At 66.4% G+C, this 21,997-nt stretch carries 17 protein-coding genes and 1 riboswitch; of the genes, 7 read left to right on the forward strand and 10 right to left on the reverse strand.

What is annotated here, in order from left to right:
• Positions 1-18: 18 nt before the first annotated feature.
• The 4 genes from yjgA to CKO27_RS17785 form a co-directional block, all read right to left on the reverse strand.
• Entirely contained in the window at positions 19-552 is a 534-nt protein-coding gene (gene yjgA, locus CKO27_RS17770; protein WP_200376261.1) for a ribosome biogenesis factor YjgA, read from the reverse strand.
• Positions 549-2,291, reverse strand: coding sequence for a single-stranded-DNA-specific exonuclease RecJ (gene recJ / locus CKO27_RS17775; RefSeq protein WP_200376262.1), 1,743 nt, complete (start codon positions 2,289-2,291; stop codon positions 549-551). Before recJ ends, yjgA begins: the two co-directional genes overlap by 4 nt.
• A 169-nt stretch (positions 2,292-2,460) precedes the next feature.
• Entirely contained in the window at positions 2,461-2,757 is a 297-nt protein-coding gene (locus CKO27_RS17780) for an XRE family transcriptional regulator (protein ID WP_200376263.1), read from the reverse strand.
• Positions 2,750-3,109 carry a type II toxin-antitoxin system RelE/ParE family toxin gene (locus CKO27_RS17785; RefSeq protein WP_200376264.1) on the reverse strand — a complete coding sequence of 120 codons (360 nt, stop codon included), beginning with the start codon at positions 3,107-3,109 and terminating at the stop codon, positions 2,750-2,752. The genes CKO27_RS17780 and CKO27_RS17785 overlap by 8 nt, the downstream gene beginning before the upstream one ends.
• 359 nt (positions 3,110-3,468) lie before the next feature.
• Between CKO27_RS17785 and CKO27_RS17790 the strand changes: the two genes are divergently transcribed.
• Together CKO27_RS17790 and groL are read left to right on the forward strand one after the other, a co-directional pair.
• Entirely contained in the window at positions 3,469-3,756 is a 288-nt protein-coding gene (locus CKO27_RS17790; protein ID WP_200376265.1) for a co-chaperone GroES, read from the forward strand.
• A 61-nt stretch (positions 3,757-3,817) separates the two neighbouring features.
• The gene (groL, locus tag CKO27_RS17795; RefSeq protein WP_200376266.1) at positions 3,818-5,449 is read left to right on the forward strand and encodes a chaperonin GroEL; all 1,632 of its coding nucleotides are present in this window, start codon (positions 3,818-3,820) and stop codon (positions 5,447-5,449) included.
• Positions 5,450-5,539: 90 nt separating this feature from the next.
• Here the strand turns inward: groL and CKO27_RS17800 are convergent, their stop codons facing one another.
• A complete protein-coding gene (locus CKO27_RS17800; protein ID WP_200376267.1) occupies positions 5,540-7,834 on the reverse strand; it encodes a sensor domain-containing protein in 2,295 nt (764 codons plus the stop codon).
• A 238-nt stretch (positions 7,835-8,072) separates the two neighbouring features.
• Entirely contained in the window at positions 8,073-11,141 is a 3,069-nt protein-coding gene (locus CKO27_RS17805) for a chemotaxis protein CheB (RefSeq protein ID WP_200376268.1), read from the reverse strand.
• Positions 11,142-11,293: 152 nt separating this feature from the next.
• Positions 11,294-11,515, forward strand: a riboswitch (cobalamin riboswitch).
• A 213-nt stretch (positions 11,516-11,728) separates the two neighbouring features.
• On the opposite strand from CKO27_RS17805, the gene btuB reads away from it, so the two are divergent.
• The 4 genes from btuB to CKO27_RS17825 all read left to right on the forward strand — a co-directional run bounded on the left by btuB (position 11,729) and on the right by CKO27_RS17825 (position 16,144).
• The gene (gene btuB / locus CKO27_RS17810; protein ID WP_200376269.1) at positions 11,729-13,612 is read left to right on the forward strand and encodes a TonB-dependent vitamin B12 receptor; all 1,884 of its coding nucleotides are present in this window, start codon (positions 11,729-11,731) and stop codon (positions 13,610-13,612) included.
• A 54-nt stretch (positions 13,613-13,666) separates the two neighbouring features.
• A complete protein-coding gene (gene cobT / locus CKO27_RS17815; RefSeq protein ID WP_200376270.1) occupies positions 13,667-14,722 on the forward strand; it encodes a nicotinate-nucleotide--dimethylbenzimidazole phosphoribosyltransferase in 1,056 nt (351 codons plus the stop codon).
• Positions 14,723-14,726: 4 nt separating this feature from the next.
• The gene (locus tag CKO27_RS17820; RefSeq protein ID WP_200376271.1) at positions 14,727-15,308 is read left to right on the forward strand and encodes a histidine phosphatase family protein; all 582 of its coding nucleotides are present in this window, start codon (positions 14,727-14,729) and stop codon (positions 15,306-15,308) included.
• Between the two features lie 98 nt (positions 15,309-15,406).
• Positions 15,407-16,144: an adenosylcobinamide-GDP ribazoletransferase gene (locus CKO27_RS17825; protein ID WP_200376272.1), complete on the forward strand. Its 738-nt coding sequence runs from the start codon at positions 15,407-15,409 to the stop codon at positions 16,142-16,144.
• On the opposite strand, the gene CKO27_RS17830 is transcribed toward CKO27_RS17825, so the two are convergent.
• The gene (locus CKO27_RS17830) at positions 16,145-18,472 is read right to left on the reverse strand and encodes a DNA internalization-related competence protein ComEC/Rec2 (RefSeq protein WP_338116102.1); all 2,328 of its coding nucleotides are present in this window, start codon (positions 18,470-18,472) and stop codon (positions 16,145-16,147) included.
• A 140-nt stretch (positions 18,473-18,612) separates the two neighbouring features.
• Here CKO27_RS17830 and CKO27_RS17835 point away from each other — a divergent pair, with 140 nt between their 5' ends.
• Positions 18,613-19,167, forward strand: a complete 555-nt coding sequence (locus tag CKO27_RS17835; protein ID WP_200376274.1) for a DUF2062 domain-containing protein — start codon at positions 18,613-18,615, stop codon at positions 19,165-19,167.
• On the opposite strand, the gene lolD is transcribed toward CKO27_RS17835, so the two are convergent.
• The 3 genes from lolD to CKO27_RS17850 all read right to left on the reverse strand — a co-directional run.
• Entirely contained in the window at positions 19,110-19,811 is a 702-nt protein-coding gene (gene lolD, locus CKO27_RS17840) for a lipoprotein-releasing ABC transporter ATP-binding protein LolD (protein WP_200376275.1), read from the reverse strand. The genes CKO27_RS17835 and lolD overlap by 58 nt on opposite strands.
• Positions 19,804-21,051: a lipoprotein-releasing ABC transporter permease subunit gene (locus CKO27_RS17845; RefSeq protein ID WP_200376276.1), complete on the reverse strand. Its 1,248-nt coding sequence runs from the start codon at positions 21,049-21,051 to the stop codon at positions 19,804-19,806. The genes lolD and CKO27_RS17845 overlap by 8 nt, the downstream gene beginning before the upstream one ends.
• Before the next feature lie 97 nt (positions 21,052-21,148).
• Positions 21,149-21,997: threonine/serine exporter family protein (locus tag CKO27_RS17850; protein ID WP_200376277.1), on the reverse strand; the 849-nt coding region annotated here is incomplete at its 5' end.

Raw genomic sequence — 21,997 nt, forward strand, 5'->3', positions numbered from 1 at the left:
AACCGCCAAACGCCTCGCTCAATCCTCGCCAGCGTCGAGCGCCTCGCGCAGAAAACGAAAGAGCTTGCGCGGGGCCTCCGGCTTGCCGCGTTCGCTGTCACGCTGGGCGGCGCGGACCAGGGTTCGCAACTGCTGTCGGTCCACGCTCGGGCATTGGTCGATGAATTCGGCCACCACCGGGTCGCCCTCCGCGATCAGGCGCTCGCGCCAGCGCTCCAGCGCATGGTGCCGGTCGGTCTCGGCGCGCTCGCGGTTCTCGGCCTCGTCGACCAGGGCATGCACGGCGTGCATGTCCTCGCGCTCCAGCAGGTTGGCGATGCGCTTCCAGTGACGCCCGCGCGCGCGCGGATCCTTGATGCGCGCGGTCTCGTCGAGCGCGGCCCAGGTCGCCTCGCTGAGATTCAGGCGCTCCAGTTCGCGCCGCGGCATGCCGGCCATGCGCTCGGCGAGCGCCTGCAGGGCCAGCTTTTCGCGCTTGATCTGACTCTTGCTCGGACCCTCCGGCAAGTCGTCGACATATTCGTATTCAAGTTCTTCGTCGTTGGAATTCATGCTCGGTCGTCCGTCGATGGGGGGCCGCTCTGGAGATGATCCAGCAGAAGCTGGGGCGAGCGGACCCCGCGATAGTCGTTTACATCCAGTCGATAGGCGAGTCTAACCTCGCCCTGGGCCAGCGCCAGGCGTTCCCCGAGATTGAAGCCGATGGCCTCGATCGGCTGGCCGTCCGGGGGCGCGACCCGCAGCTTGAGGTGTCGCTCGCCGACGATCCGCGCCGAAAGCACCTCGAAGACCCCGTCGAAACGCGGCTCCGGGAAATCCTTGCCCCAGGGGCCGGCCAGGCGCAACAGCTCCGCCGTCTCCAGCGTCATGAGGCGGGCGGGCAAGGCGCCGTCGGAGCGGATCTCAGGCGTCGCGGGGACATCGCCGAGCTGCGCCCTGACCGCCTCGACGAAGGCGTCGCGAAAGGCCTCCAGGGACTCGGCGCGCAGGGTCAGTCCGGCGGCCATGGCATGACCGCCGAAGCGATCGATAAGGCCCGGCCGCTGGCGATCAACACGATCGATCGCGTCGCGGATGTGCAGGCCGTCGATCGAGCGCGCGGAACCGCGCAGCCACCCCCCCCCGGCGTCGGCGAAGGCGATCACCGGCCGATGATAACGTTCGCGGATGCGCGCCGCGACGATCCCGGACACCCCTTGATGCCAGTCCTTGCCGAACAGACAAAGCGCCGGGGGCAGCGTCTCGCCGTCCAGTACGAGCCCGTCCAGCAACCCCTCGGCCTGGTCGCGCATCTCGCCCTCGATCTCCTTGCGACGCTGGTTGAGTCCGTCCAGCACCTGCGCGATCTCCAGCGCGCGCGCCGGATCGTCGGTCAGCAGACACTCGACGCCGAGCGACATCTCCTCCAGCCGGCCGGCGGCGTTGAGCCGGGGCGCGACGAAGAAGCCGAGATCGCTGGCGGTGACCCGCGCCGGATCGCGTCCCGCCACTTGCAGCAGGGCGCTCAGGCCCGCGCTACAGCGTCCGGCGCGGATGCGGCGCAGCCCCTGCTCGACCAGGATGCGATTGTTGCGATCCAGGGTGACGACATCGGCGACCGTGCCGAGCGCGACCAGATCGAGTAGCTCGGCCAGGTTCGGCTCGGGACGATCGGCGCCGAGCCAGCCGCTCTCGCGCAGATGGCCGCGCAGCGCGGCCAGGAGATAGAAGACCACCCCGACCCCGGCCAGATGCTTGCTCGGAAAGTCGCATCCCGCCTGGTTGGGATTGACGATGGCCACGGCGTCGGGAAGCTGGTCGCCTGGCAGGTGGTGATCCGTCACCAGGACCGGGATGCCCAACTCGCGCGCCCGCGCGACGCCCGAGAGACTGGAGATGCCGTTGTCGACCGTCAGGATGAGATCCGCCGCCCGCTCGCTCGCGGCCTCGACCACCGCCGGACTCAGGCCGTAGCCGTTGTCGAAGCGGCTCGGCACCAGAAAGGAGACCTGGCGCGCCCCCAGCGACTTGAGCCCGCGCACCGCCAGGGCGCTGCCGGTCGCCCCGTCCGCGTCATAGTCGCCGACCACCAGGATATGGCCGCCGCCCTGGACCAACTCCGCCAGCAGAACCACCGCCTGGCCGAGTCCGCGCAAGGCCGTCATGGGCTCCAGTGCCACCAGACCGGGCGCGGCCTCGGCCGGCTCGGTCAGGCCGCGGTTGGCGTAGAGCGCGGTCAGAAGATCCTGGGGAGTCCGGGCCTGGGCCAGGGTGTCTTGATCGGAAAGGCGGCGGATGCGGATGGGGGTCACTGGAGAAGGCGCGGCTCGAATGCGGAGGACGGCGGCATCCGCGATCGAAGCTGGTTGAGCCAGACCGGGATGAAAGCTTGGCAGTGTATGGCCAATCCATCGGCCGCACCACCGGCGACGCCAAGCGCCGCTATCCGAAACTTAAGTGAATGATCGTGAGCCGACCCCCTCAACGCGGGCTGTCGATCAGCTCGATTCTGAGACGTTTGCCGACGATGGCCGCCGCCCGGTTCAGCGTGTCCAGTCGCACCTTGTCGTTGTCGGGGTCGAGCAGGCGGTCTAGTTGCGAGCGGCTGGTCCGCATCCGTTTGGCCATTTCCACCTTGTTCAGATGCTGGCTTTCCATGGCCTGCTGGAGCTGCCAGGCTATAACCCGTTTGGCCGCGACCTGGCGGGCGTCTTCAAGGCGGCCTTCCTCCTTGAGAAAGTCTTCGAGGCTGGAACCGATGTTCGTTTCCTCAATCATCCTGTTCTCCTTTCATGCGTTTAGCGGCGACGCCCAGTTCGTGGTCCGGGGTCTTCCGCGTCTTCTTGATGAAGGCATGGAGTAAAATCATCCGTCCTCCGGCCACGCAGAACAGGACTCGAGCGATCCGCCCGGACGACAGGTTACTGCGCGCTTCCCACAAGCCTTTGTGATTGCGCATGGCCCGGCACAGCGGCATTCCCAGCGGCCAGCCATACTCCAGGGTTTGCAGGTCATCTCCGACAATCTTGCGATCCGCGGGGTCAAGCGCCCTGAGCCACTCCCTGACGGGCTCCCTCCCAAGGTTCGTCCGGTAGAATACAACCGTGATCCGTTTTTGATCGTCCGTCATGGAATGCACCTCGCCTAGCTGAACGTACTGTAAAAGGTACATTCCTGGCAACAACAATCCACGTCACCTCCGCACTGGTTTCCCCCTGGGCTTTCCTTTCCGCTGTTGACCGTCCCGTAAGGAATGGCCGCGTTCCTGGCGGCGGTCGGCCTGTGCTCATGGACCGGCCATTCGTTACCCCCAGACAGTCCTGAGCTAGCCGGGGTTAGGTTAGAACACATTCGCCCTGTAGGACCGGGAGCCGGACCTTGACAAGTTCATTTTTCGGATTACATTGTTAGCACTCGCACCTATAGAGTGCTAACAAACCCTGAACCGTCCGATCAACTCCACATTTCCTCAAGGGAGATCCCACATCCATGAACCTCCGTCCCCTGCATGACCGTGTCGTCGTCCGTCGCAGCGAAGAAGAGCGCACCTCCGCCGGCGGGATCCTGATCCCGGATAGCGCGGCCGAGAAGCCGATTCAGGGCGAGGTCGTCGCCATCGGACGCGGCAAGCTCCTGGACAACGGCGATGTACGCCCGCTCGACCTCAAGGTCGGCGATCGGGTGCTGTTCGGCAAGTATTCCGGTACCGAGGTCAAGGTCGCGGACGAGAAACTCCTGGTGATGCGCGAGGACGACGTCATGGGCGTGATCGAATAACGACCCGCCGACACCCCGTCCACTCCCATCCTTCGTTTCACCATATCGAGGCTCGCCCAGAATGGCCGCAAAACAGATTACCTTCAGTGAAAGCTCGCGTACCCGCATGCTGCGTGGCGTCGACATCCTCGCCAACGCCGTCAAGGTCACGCTCGGTCCCAAGGGCCGCAATGTCGTCATCGAGAAGTCCTGGGGCGCACCCACCATCACCAAGGACGGTGTCTCGGTCGCCAAGGCGATCGAACTGAAGGACAAGTTCGAGAACATGGGCGCCCAGATGCTCAAGGAAGTCGCCTCCAAGACCTCCGACATTGCCGGCGACGGCACCACCACCGCGACCGTGCTGGCCCAGGCCATGGTCCGCGAGGGGCTCAAGTCGGTCGCCGCCGGCATGAACCCGATGGACGTCAAGCGCGGCATGGATCAGGCTGTCGAGGCCGCGATCAAGGAGTTGCAGGTGCTCTCGCGCCCCTGCTCCACTAACAAGGAAATCGCCCAGGTCGGCACCATCTCCGCCAACTCGGACGAGTCCATCGGCCAGATCATCGCCGAGGCGATGGAGAAGGTCGGCAAGGAAGGCGTCATCACGGTCGAGGAAGGCAAGTCGCTCAACAACGAGCTGGAACTGGTCGAGGGCATGCAGTTCGACCGCGGTTATCTGTCGCCCTACTTCATCAACAACCAGCAGAGCCAGAAGTCCGAGCTGGAAGACCCCTTCATTCTTCTGCACGACAAGAAGATCTCCAATATCCGCGATCTGCTCCCCGTACTGGAGGGCATCGCCAAGGCCGGCAAGCCGCTGCTGATCGTCGCCGAGGATATCGAGGGCGAGGCGCTGGCGACCCTGGTGGTCAACAACCTGCGCGGCATCCTCAAGGTCTGCGCGGTCAAGGCGCCCGGCTTCGGCGATCGTCGCAAGGCCATGCTGGAGGATATTGCCATCCTGACCGGCGCCACCGTCATCTCCGAGGAGGTCGGACTCTCGCTTGAGAAGGCGACCCTCAAGGATCTCGGCTCGGCCAAGACGATCCAGGTCGGCAAGGACGACACCACCGTCATCGACGGCGCCGGCTCCCATGACGACATCAAGGCCCGCTGCGAACAGATCCGCGCCCAGGTCGAGGAGACCAGCTCCGACTACGACCGCGAGAAGCTCCAGGAGCGCCTCGCCAAGCTGGCCGGCGGCGTGGCCGTCATCAAGGTCGGCGCCGCCACCGAGATGGAGATGAAGGAAAAGAAGGCGCGTGTCGAGGACGCCCTGCATGCCACCCGCGCCGCCGTCGAGGAAGGCATCGTGCCCGGTGGCGGCGTCGCGCTGATCCGCGCCATGGCGGCCGTCAAGGGTCTCAAGGGCGCCAATGTCGATCAGGACGTCGGCATCACCATCGCGCGTCGCGCCATGGAAGAGCCGCTGCGTCAGATCGTCGCCAACGCCGGCGAGGAACCCTCGGTGATCATGAACAAGGTCGCCGAAGGCCAGGGTAATTTCGGCTACAACGCCGCCAGCAGCGAGTTCGGCGACATGATGGAGATGGGCGTCATCGACCCCACCAAGGTCACCCGCTCCGCGCTGCAGAACGCCGCCTCGGTCGCCGGTCTGATGATCACCACCGAGGCCATGATCGCCGACGAGCCCAAGAAGGAAAAGGGCGCGCCGGCCGGTGGCGGCGGCATGGATGACATGGACTACTGAGGATAGGACGCCCACGGATGGGCTGATTCCATCCTGAGCGAAGAACGCCCGGCCGGAGTCCTCCGCGCCGGGCGTTCGCGCGTCTGGGTCTTAGGCTGGACGCGCGCGATACCAGGCGGCGAGTTTGTCCCCCGTCATCGGGGCACCCAGATAGAAGCCCTGAACCTGGTAACAACCATGACCTCGGAAGAACCGCAAGTCCGCTTCGGTCTCGATGCCGACCGCGGCGACCTCGAGTCGCAGCGCCTGCCCGAGATGGATGATGGCGTCGACGATGGCCGGCATGCTCCGCGTCGCGCTCATGCGTCGCACCAGGGTCCGGTTGATCTCCAGTCCGTCCAGCGGCATCTGCTCCAACTCGCTCAGGCTTGAGCAACCCAACCCGAAATCATCGAGCACCAGACGAACCCCGAGCACCCTCAGCGCCGCCAGCACGCGCATCGACGACTCCAGATTCAGCAACAGGGTCTCCTCGCTCATCTGCAGCGTGAAGACCGCCGGCTCGACACCGGCGGTCGCGCAAATGGCGGCGAATTGCTCCTGGAAACCCGGATGGTGGAACTGCCGATTCGAAACGTTCAAGGCGATGGGCATCGCCGGAAGACCCGCGGCGAGCCAGGCGAGATGCTGTCGACAGGCTTCCCCGAGCACCCACTGACCCATCTCATGCATCAGCCGGCTGGACTCGGCGATCGGGAGAAAGATCGCGGGCGTGATCTCGCTCCGATCGCTTTGGGGCCAGCGCAGCAGCGCCTCGACCCCGGTCACCTGGCCGCTCCTGAGATCCAGCACCGGTTGATAGGCAAGCCGCAGTTCCCCTCGCTTCATGCTCAGGCGCAAACGCTCTTCCAGCGTCGCCCTGGCTTGAACCTTTCGGTTCATCTCCTCGGTCACGAACTGATACTGACCGGGGCTGATCTGTTTGGCGTGATACATGGCCAGATCCGCGCGCCGCAGCAGGGTGCCGACGCTATCGCCGTCCTGTGGGAAGAGACTGATGCCGATGCTGGGAACGCATTGGAGTTCCACGTCTCCGAACCGGTAAGGGGGTGTGAGCGCGGCGATGAGATGGCGCGCGGAGCGGGCCGCGTCCTCCGCGTCACGGAGATTTCCCAGGACGATGACGAATTCGTCCCCGCCCAGCCGAGCCACCAGATCATCCGAGCGGAAGGTTTCCCGCAACCGCCGCGCCACCCCCCGCAGGAGCTGGTCTCCCATCTCATGCCCGTGGACATCATTGACGGCCTTGAAGCGGTCCAGATCCAGAAAGAGAAGCGCCAGTTGACTGTGCGAGCGCCGGGCGCCGGCAATCATCCGGTGGGCCAACTGCTCGAACAGGGCGCGCGTGGGCAGACCGGTCAGCGCATCGTGCCGGGCCAGATGGATCGCCCGATCCTCGGACTCCTTGCGCTCGGTGATGTCCTGATGGACCAGCAATACCCGTTCGAGCGCGCCGACCTCGTCGCGCAGCGCCTCCAAACGAACCGCGAACCAACGGTAGATCCCGTCCTTGCGGCGCGACCGGAACTGGATTTCGTGATGATTCCCGGGATTGGCGGCGAACAGCCCCAGCGCGAGCAGGCTGCGCTCGCGATCCTCGGGATGCAGGAACTCGGCCCACTCGGAGAGCCGCCACGGCAGCTCGTTGGGGGCGTAACCCATTTGGCGTTGCCAATTCGGAGGAAACGTCAGCGTATCCCGGTTCGGATCCCACTCGCAGAAGGTCAGCCCGGCGATCTCGGCGGCCAGGCCCAGCCGCGCCTGGCTACGCCGCAGGGCTTGATCGCTCTGTTTGCTCGCCGAGATATCGGTCAGAACGATCCGCCATCGGCCGGGGCTGGCGGTCGTTTCCGGGGCCAGGCTGGTATCCAGGCGAACCCAGATCGGCCGGCCTTCCGCCGGCTCAAGTCGTAGCTCGATGGTTTGTCGTTCGCCGCTCGACCAAAGCTGCTGGCGGCCGCGGTAGAGACTCTCCTGATCCTCGGGCAGGATGAAATCGGAGAAGGCCAGGCCCACCAGACTGGAGCGCGCGGTGCCGAGAAGGTTGGTGGCCGTGAGGTTGGCCTCCTCGATCAAGCCCGTATCGCTCAAGGTCAGATAACCCACCGGAGCCAGGTCGTAGAGATCGAAATAGCGCCGTTGGGAAAGCTCCAGCGCCGCCTGGATCCGACGCAACTCCTCGTTCTGCGACTCCAGCTCGACCTGATGGGTTCGCAGTTCCTGGAGCAGACGCTGGGCCTCCTCGGGAGACGTGGGTGGAAGCGGCACCCCGTCCACGCGCAAGCTCCGCTCCTCCGCCCCGTGGCGCGGCACCGAATCGCCGACGGGCGCGACCCTCGGCGGTGGGTCGCGCCGGTCGAACGAATCATGCGACTCGGTGGTCATCAATGCCTCCGGATAACCTGGGTGCCATTCCATGAATCCACACGGATTCTCGCAACCTCGGCCAGTGCGATAAATGCGTATAAAACCTCAGACAGCCGCACGGGGAACCCGGCCCAGGGCATCCTAATTCCGTGGGAGCGGCTTGCAGCCGCGAAGAACTCCGCGCCGATGCTTGAGCCGAAACGCCGGCGCGCGTCGCGGCTGCCCGGCGTCGCGGCTGCAAACCGCTCCCACCGGGTTAGCCGCTTGGTTCTGGCGCGGCGTTTTCAATGGGGGCTGACGGATCCTCGCTGACGCCCTCGATGGCGAACAGGATCACCTCGATCTTCCCAGCGACGGGATCGAGGCCGCGGGCGTTGAGCCGCATGGTGCAGGATCCCACCCCAGGCAAGTCCAGGGGCATCCGATAGTCGTCGAAGCCGGTGCCTTGCGACTGGAGATCCCGCAAGAGTCGACGCAGCGCGGGGGTATCCCATTGGCCGTTGCCCAAGTCGTACAGGCATCGGCCGAGAACCTCCGCTTGGATCGTCCGGAAGCAACGGCCGTAAGCCCGATTGGCCGAGATCACGCGCAGATCCGCATCCAGCACCAGCAGCGGATCGCGCATGGCATCGACCACGCCTTCGGCCAGGACGCGGGCCACGCGCAGTTCCTCTTCCATCCGCCGACGGCTGGAGATGTCCACGAAGGTGATCACGGCGCCCTCGATGACGTTGTTGAGAGTTCGATAGGGTCCGATACGGAGCAGATAGAGGGCGTCCTGCAGGGTCCGAACCTCCTTTTCCAGCGGGATCAGGGTTCTCAGAACCTCGGTCACGTCCTCCACCAGGCTATGGTAATCGAACAGATTGGAGACGATGTCGCCCACCGGGCGCCCGAGGTCGGACTGGATCAACTTGATCAACTGGGTCGCGGCCGGGGTGAAACGGGTGATCCGCGACTGGTGGTCGACAAAAATCGTGGCCACGCCGGTCCCGGACAGGAGATTGTTCATGTCATTGTTGGCGCGCGACAGATCCACGACCTTGCTCTGCAACTCCGCGTTGACGGTGGCCAGCTCCTCGTTGACCGATTGCAACTCCTCCTTGGAGGTTTCCAGCTCCTCGTTGGTGGATTGGAGTTCCTCGTTGACCGACTGCATCTCCTCGTTGGTGGATTTCAGCTCTTCGTTGGCGGTTTCCATCTCCTCTAGGGTGGTCTGGAGATATTCCTCCTTCGCCCGTAGCTCCAGCTCCAGATCGGCGATACGCCGGTCGTCGCCCGTGGGGCTGGCGGAGTCGGTCCCCTCGGCGTCGACGGCGGCCGCGACGGCCTTCGGGATCGCCTCCAGGACCACCAGGTAGAGATCGGACGTGACGTCCGGACCCAGGAACGACTCCGGTCGCACCGTCAGGTTGACCCCGCTGAAATCGCCATTGGTCTTGACCCGCAAATCCGGCAGATGGACGGTTTCCTGGCGGGCCACCGCCCGATGCAAGGCATTGGTCAGGGGTCGGCGCAGCCCCTCGCGCGCCATGTTGAAGATGTTCATGGCCGCATCGCCGTCGGCGGGCTCCAGGTACTGACCGGTACGACCGTAGATGTGGAGGATCTCGCCGCGGCCGTTGATCAGGACGCCCGCCGGCTCGTAATGGCGCAGCAGCGCCGCCTCGGTCAGGGCGCGCAGATCCGGCTTGCTCCGACCCGGCTCCAGCGGAGCCTGAATCGGCGGCCGTAGGCTCGTCTGGAGCGACGGCAGGAAGGAACCCAGCGCGGGGGACGCGGTCGTCAGCGCACCGGGAAGACGATCCTGGCGGATATAGAGCTTCCACTTGCGGCTGATTGGCGCGAACAGGGTCAGGAATTCGCCGATGCTCTCCGAGTTGCCCAGAAAGAGCGTGCCGTATGGATTGAGCGAGTAGTAAAAGAGTGGAATCAGACGTTTCTGCAGATCGCCGTCGAGGTAGATGAGCAGGTTGCGGCAACTGATCAGATCCAGCCGCGAAAAAGGGGGATCCCGGATCAGATCCTGCTCGGAGAAGATCAGCAGATCGCGAGTCGTCTTGCGGATACGGTAGACGCCCTCGTTGGGCTCCTCGGTGAAAAAGCGCGCCAGCCGCTCGGGCGAGAGATCGGCCGCGATGCTGGCTGGATAGACGCCGGCGCGCGCCCGCTCGATGGCGCGGGCGTCCACGTCGGTGGCGAACACCTGCACCTTGAAGGTCTGTTTGAGTTGTTCCAGGTGCTCCTGGAGCAGCATGGCGATGGAATAGGCCTCCTCGCCGGTCGAGCAGCCGCAGACCCAGACGCGCACCGCCGCGCCCGCCGGCTTGCCGGCGAACAGACGCGGAATGACCTCCTGTTCCAGGACGGCGAACGCCTCGGGGTCGCGGAAGAAACTGGTGACCCCGATCAGCAGGTCATGGAACAGCGACTCGATCTCTTCCGGATCCTGCTGGAGGTAGCGCGCGTACTCGTCCCGATGTTCGAGCTGATGCAGCGCCATGCGTCGCTCGATCCGACGCACCAGGGTGCTCTGTTTGTACTGCGAGAAGTCGTGCGAGGTCTTGTCGCGCAGCAGGAGGCAGATCTTGGCCAGGGCATCCTCGGTCTTCGGAGACGAGGCGAATACCTGCGGCACCTTGACGAAGGCATGCGAGGCGTAGGCCATGAGCCGCGCCGGCATGTCCACCGGAGGCAGCATGAAATCCGCCAGCCCGGCGGCGATGACGCTGCGCGGCATGCCGTCGTAGGCCGCCGTCCTGGGCTCCTGGACCATCACCAGCCCACCCTCGCCCTTGATGGCCCTGGCGCCCAGGGTGCCATCGCTGCCGGTGCCCGAGAGGATGACGCCGATCGCCCGTTCATGCCGGTCCCGCGCCAGGGAACGGAAGAAAGAGTCGATGGGCAGGCGCAGCCCGCGCGGCGCGCTCGACTCCAGCAGGTGGAGCCGGCCGCCGAACAGAGCCAGATCCTGGTTGGGCGGGATGATGTAGACACAGTCCGGGCTGACCGGCATGCCGTCCTCGATCTCCTGGACCCGCATGCGGGTATAGCGCCCGACCAGCTCGGTCAGGAGGCTCTTGTGATCGGGCGCCAGATGCTGCACCAGGACGAAGGCCATGCCGGTCGCGACATCCGGGGGAATCCCCGAGAAGAAGGCTTCAAAGGCCGCGAGACCACCGGCCGAGGCGCCGATGCCGACGATGGGGAAGGTCGGGGGCTCGGCGGACGGCTCGGCCCTGACCTCGGATCGAGTCGCCTCGCCGGGCGCGTCGGTCGGGTCCGGTGTCGCGGGCTTCTCGTCGGGTGTGCTAGGCGTGACCATGGCCTGTCTCCGTTAGTGCCGGCGGCCGCGACATGCCGGGCCGCGCGGGGGCGGTTTCCTGGGAGCGTTGGCAAGGTATCACGAACCGCGAACCGATCTCTTATCTTTGGTTGACGCCGGCCATTGACCCATGCTCGACAAGCACAGTCTAATGCCCGGCTTGATCTTCCGGTGCCCCGAGGGAAACCTTCCTTGGGGTTAAACGGGAAGTCGGTGACCCATCCCGGACGGGAGGGGAAAGCCGGCGCTGCCCCCGCAACGGTAGACGAGTCAAGACGCGACACAGGGCCACTGTGAGTCATCATGGGAAGGCGTCGCGTTGGGTCCAGACCCCGCTCGTGAGCCCGGAGACCGGCCAGAGGATCGGCGCCATTCACCCGTTTCGGACTCGCTCAAGTCGGATGCGCACGGCATCCCCGGACCGCGATCCAACGGACGAATGGCTCCACGAACGGGGTCGCGAGGGGCGGCCTGTCGTGACGCCGACCCTGGCCCGTCCCGGTCCCGCGCCCGTCCCGCCTCCTCATCGCCTCCCTCCCCTGTCGAGCCCCGCGGGTGTGCGCGGCTCACCGAAGGAGTCAGAAACCATGAATCATTCCTGGATGCTGGTGGCGCTCGGCGCGCCGCTGGCCGGTCTCGCCGTGGCGGATGAAACGCCAACCCTGCTCGAACCCGTGGTGGTCACCGCCACCCGCACGGCCGAGCCGCGCGCCACCACCCTCGCCTCGGTCACCGTCATCGACCGCGCCGAGATCGAGCGCCGTCAGGCGCGTTCCGTTCCGGATCTGCTGCGTGGCGTTCCCGGCGTCATCCTGTCCCAGACCGGCGGCGCCGGTCAGCACGCCTCGGTCTTTCTGCGCGGCACCAACTCCGACCATGTGCTGGTCTTGATCGATGGGGTCAAGATTGGTTCGGCCACCTCCGGAACGGCGCCCTTCGAGGATCTGCCGATCGAGCAGATCGAGCGCATCGAGGTGGTGCGCGGACCGCGTTCGAGCCTCTACGGCTCGGAGGCGATCGGCGGGGTCATCCAGATCTTCACCAAGCGCGGCGGCGGTCCGCTCGCCCGGCGCCTGACCCTCGGCGGCGGCACGCTCGGCACCGCCAAGGTCGCGGCGGGCGTCTCGGGCGGCGGTGAGCGGGGCTGGTTCAATCTGGGCGCCAACCTCGACCGCACCGATGGGATCGATGCCTGCGCGGGACGCGCCAAACCGGCGGCCGGCTGCCGGGTCGATCAGCCCGACCGCGACCCCTACCGCAACCTGGGGATGAGCCTGCGCGGCGGCTATGCCTTCGGCGAGACCGCCACGCTGGATCTGCATCTGCTCGGCTCCGAGAACCGCGCGGACTTCGACGGTTCCGCCCTGGCCGGCAATGAGTCGCGCTCCGAGCAGCAGGTGCTGGGTGCCCGATCGACCTTCAAGCCGCTGGATCCCTGGATCCTGACCCTGGCCGCCGGACGCAGTTGGGATGCCTACCGGGTGTTTTTCGACGATCCCGAGACCTCGGGCGGAGCCTATTTTCTTGACCGCTTCGAGACCGAGCGCGATACGCTGTCGCTCCAGAACGATATCGCCATCGGCGCGGCGCGCCTGCTCACGCTGGGGGCGGACTATCAGGACGATCGCGTCTCCGGAACGGTCGACTACGCCCGGCGCTCACGCGACAACCTGGGCCTCTTCGGCGAGTATCAGGACCAGTTCGGTCCCGCGAACCTGAAACTCAGCCTGCGCCAGGACGACAATGGCCAGTTCGGCGACCACGGCACGGGCAACGCCGCACTTGGCTATCGCCTCGACAATGGGATCCAGGTTTCGCTCTCCCATGGCACGGCCTTCAAGGCGCCGAGCTTCAATGACCTCTACTACCCTTACTACGGCAATCCAGACCTCGACCCGGAGCAATCCCGAAGCCTGGAGCTGGGGGTCAACGGCCCCCTAGCCCTGGGCGCGGAACTGAACGGGCGCTGGGATCTCGCGCTGTATGAGACGGATATCGATGATCTGATTGCCTACGACGCCAACCTCTCGGCCGCCGCCAATGTGCGGCGCGCGCGCATCCGCGGCCTGGAGGCCAGCGGCTCGGTTGGTTATCGGAACTGGGATCTCAAGGCGAATCTAACCCTCATGGACCCGGAAAACCGCTCAAGCGGCTCCAGCCAGGGTAATCTCCTGCCCCGTCGGCCCGAGCAGAGCGTCCAGATCGACCTCGACCGCCGGTTCGAGCGCTGGTCGGCCGGCGCCTCGCTCTTCATCGCCGGGCGCCGTTTCGACGACTTGGCCAACCAGACTCGGCTCGACGGTTATGCCCTGCTCGACCTGCGGGCGGAGTACGCGATCAACGACGCGCTGCGCGTCCAGGCGCGACTGGAGAACGCCTTCGACGAGGACTACGAAACCGCCTACCTTTACAACCAACCCGGCCGGTCCTTCTATCTGACCCTCCGCTACGAGCCGTCGCTGTCTCGCTAATCCCCGTTTCGAGGCGCCCAGGCGCCTCCCAATGCCATTCTTGAGGTATCTCTCATGCCCACAGGTCTTACCTGGATCCAGGATCCCTGTCTGCCACTGGACGCCATGGCGGCCGACACCGCCCGTCGACGTCAGGATCAGCTCACCAAGCCGCGCGGCTCGCTCGGTCGACTGGAGGAGATGGCCATCCAACTCGCCGGGATGCAGGGCACGGTCACCCCCTCGCCCGATCCGGTGCATATCCTGCAATTCGTCTCCGATCACGGCGTGGCGGCCGAGGGCGTCTCGCTCTTTCCGCGCGAGGTCACGCTACAGATGCTCCACAACATCGCGCGCGGCGGGGCGGCCGTCTCGGTGATGGCGGAGGCGATCGGCGCGCGCATGGAGATCTTCGACCTGGGCATCCTCACGGATCCAGGCCCCATCGAGGGCGTCCAATCGGAACGGCTCGGCGCGGGCACCGGCAACATCGCGCGCGAGCCGGCGATGAGCGAGGGACAGCTCATCGCCGCCCTGAACCTGGGGCGTGCGGCGGTCGAGCGGGCGCTCGCCAATGGGGCCAAACTCCTGATCTGCGGCGAGATGGGGATCGGCAACACCACCCCGGCCACGGCGCTCGCCTGCGCCCTGCTCGGTCTGGAGCCAGCCGTTCTGACCGGACCCGGAACCGGGCTCGATAGCGACGGCGTCTCGCGCAAGGCCCAGGTGATCGCCACCGCCCTGGCGCTCCACGTCACGCCCGAGCGCACGCCGCTCGATCTGCTCGCGCGGCTCGGCGGCTTCGACATCGCCGCCAGTACCGGGGCCTTCATCACCGCCGCGCAACGCGGGATGCCGATCCTGGTCGATGGCTTCATCATCAGCTCGGCCGCGCTGCTCGCCACACGCCTCAACCCTGGGGTGCGCGACTGGATGCTCTTCGCGCACAGCTCGGCCGAGCCCGGTCACCGGCGCATGATGGAGGCGCTCGACGCCGCCCCCTATCTGGATCTGGGGATGCGCCTCGGCGAGGCCACTGGGGGGGCGACCCTGGTACCGCTGCTGCGTCTGGCCTGCACGGTCCACCAGAAGATGGCCACCTTCACCGAGGCCGGCGTGAGCGAGGCCTGAGCCCGTGACCGAGCCGCGGCTGGATCTGCTGCGCCACGGCGAGCCCGAGGGCGGCACGCGCTTTCGGGGCACGCTGGACGATCCCTTGAGCCCGCTCGGCTGGGAACAGATGCGCCGCGCGACCGCCGGGGCGGGCGACTGGACACGGGTCATCAGTTCGCCCTCGCGCCGCTGCCTGGCGTTCGCGCGGGAACTGGCCGAGACGCACGCGATTGCGCTCGCCGAGTGCGCCGCCCTGCGCGAGCGCGACTTCGGCGACTGGGAAGGTCTGGCCCCCGACCAGATCCCGAGCCAGGCGTTGCAAGCCTTCTGGGACGACCCGGTCGGCTACGCCCCGCCCGGCGCCGAGCCCTTTCCGGACTTTCGCGCGCGGGTACTCGGTGCCTGGGGCGACCTGCTCCGCGCGAGCGAGGCCCAGACGCTGGTCGTCACCCACGGCGGCGTCATCCGCGTCCTGCTCGCCGAGGTGCTGCGCATGGCCGACGAGGCTTTGCTGTCGCTGGAGGTTCCCCATGCCTGTCTCAGCCGTCTGCGGCTCTACCCACCGCCGGGCCGAGCGAGCCTAGTCTTTCATGGGACGCTCTGAATGTTTCAATCCACGCCCGGCTAAGCCGGGCGAAACCGCAGGGAAGAGGTTACGCCTCTCCCGTGCGGAATCATCCCCTTTCAACCAGCGGATTTTCGATGAACCTTCGTCCACTCTGGATCGCCGGACGCTTCCTCTCGCGCCTGCCTTTTCCCGATCCCGGCCAGGTTGAGCCGAGCGAGACCGGGCACTCGGTTCCCTGGTATCCCCTGGTCGGGCTGATCATGGGTCTGCCCGCCACCCTGGCGGCCATCGCCCTGTCCGGAACCGACCCCGATGTGGCCGCCGCCCTGGTGCTCATGGTCTGGGTCTGGTCGAGCGGCGGATTGCATCTGGACGGCCTGGCCGACAGCGCCGATGCCTGGATCGGGGGACTCGGCAGCCGCGAACGCACCCTCGAAATCATGAAGGATCCGAGAAGCGGCCCGGCGGCGATCAGCCTCCTGGTGCTGGTCCTGCTCGCCAAGTGGGCCGCCATCAAGGCCCTGATCCTGGCCGGCGAGGTCTGGCTCCTGCCCTTCATTCCCATGCTGGCGCGGGCGCAACTGCCGCTCCTGCTGCTGACCACGCCCTATGCCCGCGAACGGGGGATGGCCTCCGACCAGTTCAACCAGTTACCCCGCCGCGCGGCCTGGATCGCCACCCTGATGGCCGGTCTTGGCGTTCTGCTCGCGGGCTGGACGGGCCTGGCGATGGTCCTGGCGTCCCTGATGCTCGTCCACATCGCCCGACGGGCCATGCTCGCGCGACTCGGTGGATTCACCGGCGATACCGCCGGCGCCCTGGTCGAGGGCAGCGAGACCCTGGCGCTCGTTGTCTGTGTGCTGATCCCCTGATCAGGGTGACGGGCCTGGTCGATGGGTCCAGAGTCGCGCGGCGCGGTCGCGCCAGCCCTCGGGCGCGCCGATCCAGCCGTCCGGCCCGAGCCGGATCTGGATCGCCCCACGGATCGCCGTGTCTAGGGACGCGATCCCCCGCTCCGCCACCCGCGCGCGCACCTCGGCGACGGGGAAGCCGAACTGATTGGCATAGCCGGAGGAGAAAAGCACCCAGTCGGGATCCACTGCGTCCAGGAAGGGCGCCGAGGTCGAGGTCGCGCTGCCATGGTGTCCGGCGACCAGGACATCGCTCCTTAACCCGGGGCCGAGCCGCTCCGCCAGTTCCCGCTCCACCTTCGCCTCGACATCGCCCGTGAGTAGGATGGAACGGCCGCCGGTCTCGATCTTGAGGACACAGGAGGCGTTGTTGCCCTTGACGCCCGGTCGCTCCGGGTAGAGAAACCCAAAGCGCACGCCCGACCATTCCCAGCCCTCCCCCGCCAGACAAGGCTCGACCTTGGCCAGACCAAGCCGCTCCGGCTCACCGCTCAGGATCCGCCCGGCGGGGATGGACGCCAGGAGACCCGCCGCGCCGCCCGCGTGATCCTTGTCCGCGTGGCTGATGACGAGCCGCTCGATCCGCTCGATCCCGCGCGACTGGAGAAAGGGCGCCAGCACCATGGTCCCGGTCTCGAATCCGCTCGGATAGGCCGGCCCGGTGTCATAGACCAGCGTGCCCGAGGCCGTCTCGACCACCGCCGCCAGCCCCTGCCCGACATCGAGCAGCGTGAACCAGACCTCGCCCTGGCGCGGCGCCGGGGGACGCACGGCGAGGAGCGGCAGCAATAGAACCAGCCCCAGCCAGCGACCCGGCAGACCGCGCGGCGCCAGTACCAGCAAGGCGCCCAGCAGGGCGACGCCCCAGACCCAGGACGGCCGCGCCGCCAGATGACCCGAGGCCCATGGGAGATCGGCCACCCACTCCAGGCCGGCCAGACAGAGGTCGAGCCCTTCGGCCGTCAGACGCAGCGGCCAGTCGAGACCGGGAATCAGGCTCAGGAGACTGGCGATCAGGACCAATGGCAGGATGACCAGACTGAAGAGCGGCACGGCGACCAGATTGACCGGTGGCGCGACCAGCGACGCCTGTCCGAAAAACAGGAACAAGAGCGGCAGGAGACCGATCCCAACGGCCCATTGGGCGCGTCCCCATCGCGTCCAGAGGTCGCGGCTCGGCAAGCGCTGACCCAGATTGAAGAGCAGCAGGGCCACCGCGCCGAAGGACAGCCAGAAGCCGTAAGACAACACCGCCCCCGGATCCCAAACCAGCACGCCAACCAGCGCCAGGGTCAGGGCGTGATAGGGGCGCAGTGTGCGCTGCCAGACGACGGACCCCAGCACCACCGCGAGCATGATGAGCGCGCGTTGGGTGGAGACGGCGAAACCGGCCAGACCGGCGTAGCCAAGGGCGGCGAGCGCGCCCGCGATGGCGGCGGCCTTGGGCGCGGCCAGCACGAGCGTCAATCGGGTGCTCATCGACCAGAGCCGGCGCGTGACTAGGAACAGCCCCCCGGCCACCAGACCGACATGCAGCCCTGAAATGGCGACCAGATGATTGGTGCCGGTGCGGGTGAAGATGTCCCAGACTTCCCGCTCGATGCCCGCCCGCTCGCCGATGGTGAGTGCTTGGATGAGTCCGACCTGGGAGGAATCACCCAGAACCCTGGCCAGATGCCCGGCCAGCGCCTGGCGCCAGCGCGTCAGCCAATCGCGGCCGGCAGCGGCGTCCAGACGCTCGGCCGGCCCGGATCCGCGCAGGTGTCCGGTCGCCTTGATCCCCTGCTCGAACAGCCAGCGCTCATAGTCGAATCCGCCTGGATTCATGTACCCGTGACGGGGCTTGAGACGCACCGCCAGACGCCAGCGCTCGCCTGCGCGGAAATCCGGACAGTCCTGATAGCAGGACAGCCGCACCCGGCCCGCGAAGGACAGATCCGTGCCGTCCAGCCTGGTTCGCTCCACCGCGAACAGGAAACGCTGGCCCTGTTCGGTATCCGTCGGAATCGAGACGATCCGCCCCTCGACGCTCAGGGGCGCTCGGGCGAGATCATCCGGAAAGGGCGCGTGCAGAAGGACGGCGGCATGGATCTGCGCCCAGAACAGACCCAGACTCGCCAGGAACAGCAACCGCGATCGAGGGACAAGCCGGGCCAGAAGGGCAGAGGCCAGAAGCAGCGAGGCCCCCGACCAGAGCGGAGGCATGGAAGGCAGGAGGTGAAAGCCCGCGACGCCCGTCGCGAAGGCCAATCCGGCATGGCCCAACATCGATCCCTCGCGAATGGCCACTCGTCAACGCTATCCGACGCGAATGGAGTCGCGGTCCGTCATCGCGATGCGGTCCCCATGACCCAGGTCAACGGTCCAGGCCCGGTCTGCCCTATACTCGCGCCTTCGAGTCGCGCCTGCCCAATCAGTGAGCCTTCCGAGTGAAAAAATGGCTTAAAAGCGTCATACCGACCCCCAAGGCGATCCACGAGAATCGCTGGATCGGCCTCTTCGGAAAGCTCTTGCACGACCCGAACCTCTGGCACCTGAATCGCCGTTCGGTCGCGGGCGCCTTCGCGGTCGGTCTGTTCGTGATGTATCTGCCGCCAGTCGCGCAAAGCATCCTCGCGGCCGCCCTGGCCATCTTTCTGAGGGTCAACCTGCCCATCTCGGCGGCGCTGGTCTGGGTTACCAATCCGGTAACCAGCCCACCCATGTATTACTTCGCCTATTGGCTGGGGTGCCAATTCCTAGGGATCCCGGCGGTCGGCTTCGATTTCCATTTCTGGCTGGACTGGCATAACTGGCTCGACATCCTAATACCGCTGCTGATCGGCTGCCTGGTTTGCGGCGCCGTCTGCTCTCTGCTCGGCTACCTGACGATCCAGATTCTGTGGCGCTGGAAGCTGGTGCGCCAGATCAACAAACGCAAGGAGCGCTATCGCGCGATGGCCGAATCCCGACTCAAGACGCCATCGTCCAACCGCCAGACCTGATCCATGCGCCCCGCCAGTTCGGGGTCGTGGGTCACGATCACCAGACTGGTTCCGATCTCGCGGTTGAGTTCCAGCATGAGCGCGTAGACGCCGCCCGCCGTGACGCGATCGAGATTGCCGGTCGGCTCGTCCGCCAGCAGACAGGCCGGTCGCGTGACCAGGGCGCGCGCGACCGCCGCGCGCTGACGCTCGCCGCCGGACAGCTCGCCCGGCTTGTGGGTGCCGCGATGACCCAGACCGACCCGGTCGAGCAGATCGTTCGCCTTGGCGCGCGCCTCGGCGGGCTTGGCGCCCCCGATCAGCAGCGGAAGGGCCACGTTCTCCATGGCCGTGAACTCGGGCAGCAGATGGTGGAACTGATAGACGAAGCCGAGGTGGCGGTTGCGCAACCGGCCCAGCTTGGCCTCCGACAGCCCGCTCACATCCTCGCCCCGCCAGGAGACACGGCCCGCGGTCGGGCGATCCAGCCCGCCGACGCAATGCAGCAGGGTACTCTTGCCCGAGCCCGAGGTTCCGACGATGGCGATGCGCTCGCCCGCCTGGACATCGAAATCCACTCCGCGCAGAACCTGAACTTCCTGCGGACCCTGTCGGAAGGTCTTGACCAACCCCCGAACTTCCAATACCGGCGCGGCTTCATTCATAACGCAGGGCCTCCGCCGGCTGGGTCTTGGCGGCACGCCAGGCGGGATAGAGGGTCGCCAGGACCGACATCAGGAAGGCCCCGCCGCTCACGGCCAGCACGTCGGACAGATGCACATCGGAGGGCAGCGCGCTGATGTAATAGATGCTCGGATCCAGGAAATGGATCCCGAACAGATTCTCGATCGCCCCCACGACCGGCTCGACATTGAGCGCCAGGATGACCCCGGCGACCATGCCGATCAGGGTTCCGATCAGACCGATCGTGGTTCCCTGGACCATGAAGATCCCCATCACCCGCGCGGGCGAGATCCCCAGGGTGCGCATCACCGCGATGTCCGATTGCTTGTCGGTGACCACCATCACAAGGGTCGAGACGATATTGAAGGCGGCCACGGCGACGATCAGGAAGAGGATGATGCTCATCATCCGCTTCTCCATCGCGAGCGCGCTGAAGAAATTGCTGTGGACCTGGGTCCAGTCGATCAGCCGGTAGACGCCACCCAGATCCTCGGCGATCTCGCGCGCCAGGCGCGGGGCCTCCCACATGTCGTCGAGCTTGAGTCGCACGCCCGTCACCGCCTCGCCCAGACTCAGCAACTTGGCCCCATCGGCCATGTGGATGAAGGCCGCGCTGCGGTCATAGTCGGCCATGCCGACCGCGAAGATGCCGCTCACCGTGAAGCGCTTGAGACGCGGCATCATGCCGACCGGGGTCGAGCTGACCTGCGGGGTCACGACCGTCACCTTGTCGCCCGGTCCGACACCGAGAAAATTCGCCAGATCACGACCCAGGATGATGTTGAACGCCCCATCGACCAGATCATCGACCGAGCCGCGGACCATCTCCTGGCGCAGATCGGCGACCTGATCCTCTTCCAGCGGCTCGATGCCGCGGACCAGGGCGCCGCTGACCTGGGCGCTGTTGACCAGCATCCCCTGGACCTCGACGAAGGGCGCCGCGCCAACCACGTTCGGATGCGCCCGAACCTGTTCGAGCACCTCCGGCCAGTTGGCGATTCCGCCGTAGGGATCCGTCAGGGTCGCGTGCGACGCCATCGCCAGGATGCGCTGCTGGATCTCCTTGTGAAATCCGTTCATCACGGAGAGCACCACGATGAGGGCGACGATCCCCAGCGTGATCCCGACCATGGAGGTACCGGAGATAAAGGAGATGAAGTGGTTACGGCGCTTCGCGCGGGTGTAGCGCAGGCCGATGTAGAGCGGGAGTGGATGATACATAGGGGCGGGATTTAACCATAAAGAGCTGCGGGCCGCCCTAAATTGTCCGTCATGTTTCGCCGCCCGCGGCGGGTAGCGTCGCGCGTGACGCGAGGGATTATTTTGACACCGCTCCGGGAAGCCGTCCCTCGAACGCCCAGGCGCGGTCGGTGAGCATGCGCGCGATCGCCAGTCCGATGGCGATGCCGGCGACGATGAACATGGCCTGGTAGGCGTTGGCGATCGCCTCCAGCGGCATCTCCTGGTTGGCGTAGACCAGCGCCTGATAGGCCGTCGCCCCCGGAATCATGATCAGCACGGGCGGCACGGAGAGCACGATGCGCGGGCATTTCATCCAGGTCGAGACCCAGGCGGCCAGCAATCCGACCAGTAGGGTCGCGATCGGCGCGGCCACCTGCAAGGGCACCTGGACATCCGCCAGATAGAGCCGCAGGGTGTTGGCCAGCATCCCGATACAGGCCGCGGCCAGGGCGATGCGCAGCGGCGTGTTGAACATGATGGCGAAGCCGAGGACGCCGCAGAAACCGGCCACCAGACGCAGCGTCAGGAGGGTCGACTCCGGCAGGTCCAGGGCGGGCGCCCGCAGCGGGACCAGATGGACCAGTTCGGCGACCAGCCAGGCGCTGATCGAGGCCACGGTGATGATCAGGACCGCATAGGTCAGGCGCGCGATGCCGGCACTGAAGTCGAGCCGGGCCAGATCCAGGGCGGCGGTGATGAGCGGAAAGCCGGGAATCAGGAAGAGCACCGCCGAGGTGTAGCCGGCGGCATGGCGCGCGCTGGGAACTCCGAGGGTCATCAGCAATCCCGTGACCCCGAGATAGACCAGGCAGGCGACCATCCCCGCCATGAGTGTGACGCCGAGCTGATTGAGCCGACGCCGCGCCAGGGTGGCGCGCAGCCACTGACCCAATCCCGCCCCGGCAGCGACCCCCAGACACTCGAC

Source organism: Thiocystis violacea (genome assembly GCF_016583575.1).
In the GTDB taxonomy this organism is placed as follows: Bacteria; Pseudomonadota; Gammaproteobacteria; order Chromatiales; family Chromatiaceae; genus Thiocystis; species Thiocystis violacea.

Coding starts and splice junctions, on each gene's coding strand:
- yjgA (WP_200376261.1), bottom strand. CDS start 552: ATGAATTCCAACGACGAAGAACTTGAATACGAATATGTCGACGACTTG.
- CKO27_RS17780 (WP_200376263.1), bottom strand. CDS start 2,757: ATGATTGAGGAAACGAACATCGGTTCCAGCCTCGAAGACTTTCTCAAG.
- CKO27_RS17785 (WP_200376264.1), bottom strand. CDS start 3,109: ATGACGGACGATCAAAAACGGATCACGGTTGTATTCTACCGGACGAAC.
- CKO27_RS17790 (WP_200376265.1), top strand. CDS start 3,469: ATGAACCTCCGTCCCCTGCATGACCGTGTCGTCGTCCGTCGCAGCGAA.
- groL (WP_200376266.1), top strand. CDS start 3,818: ATGGCCGCAAAACAGATTACCTTCAGTGAAAGCTCGCGTACCCGCATG.
- CKO27_RS17800 (WP_200376267.1), bottom strand. CDS start 7,834: ATGACCACCGAGTCGCATGATTCGTTCGACCGGCGCGACCCACCGCCG.
- CKO27_RS17805 (WP_200376268.1), bottom strand. CDS start 11,141: ATGGTCACGCCTAGCACACCCGACGAGAAGCCCGCGACACCGGACCCG.
- btuB (WP_200376269.1), top strand. CDS start 11,729: ATGAATCATTCCTGGATGCTGGTGGCGCTCGGCGCGCCGCTGGCCGGT.
- cobT (WP_200376270.1), top strand. CDS start 13,667: ATGCCCACAGGTCTTACCTGGATCCAGGATCCCTGTCTGCCACTGGAC.
- CKO27_RS17825 (WP_200376272.1), top strand. CDS start 15,407: ATGAACCTTCGTCCACTCTGGATCGCCGGACGCTTCCTCTCGCGCCTG.
- lolD (WP_200376275.1), bottom strand. CDS start 19,811: ATGAATGAAGCCGCGCCGGTATTGGAAGTTCGGGGGTTGGTCAAGACC.
- CKO27_RS17845 (WP_200376276.1), bottom strand. CDS start 21,051: ATGTATCATCCACTCCCGCTCTACATCGGCCTGCGCTACACCCGCGCG.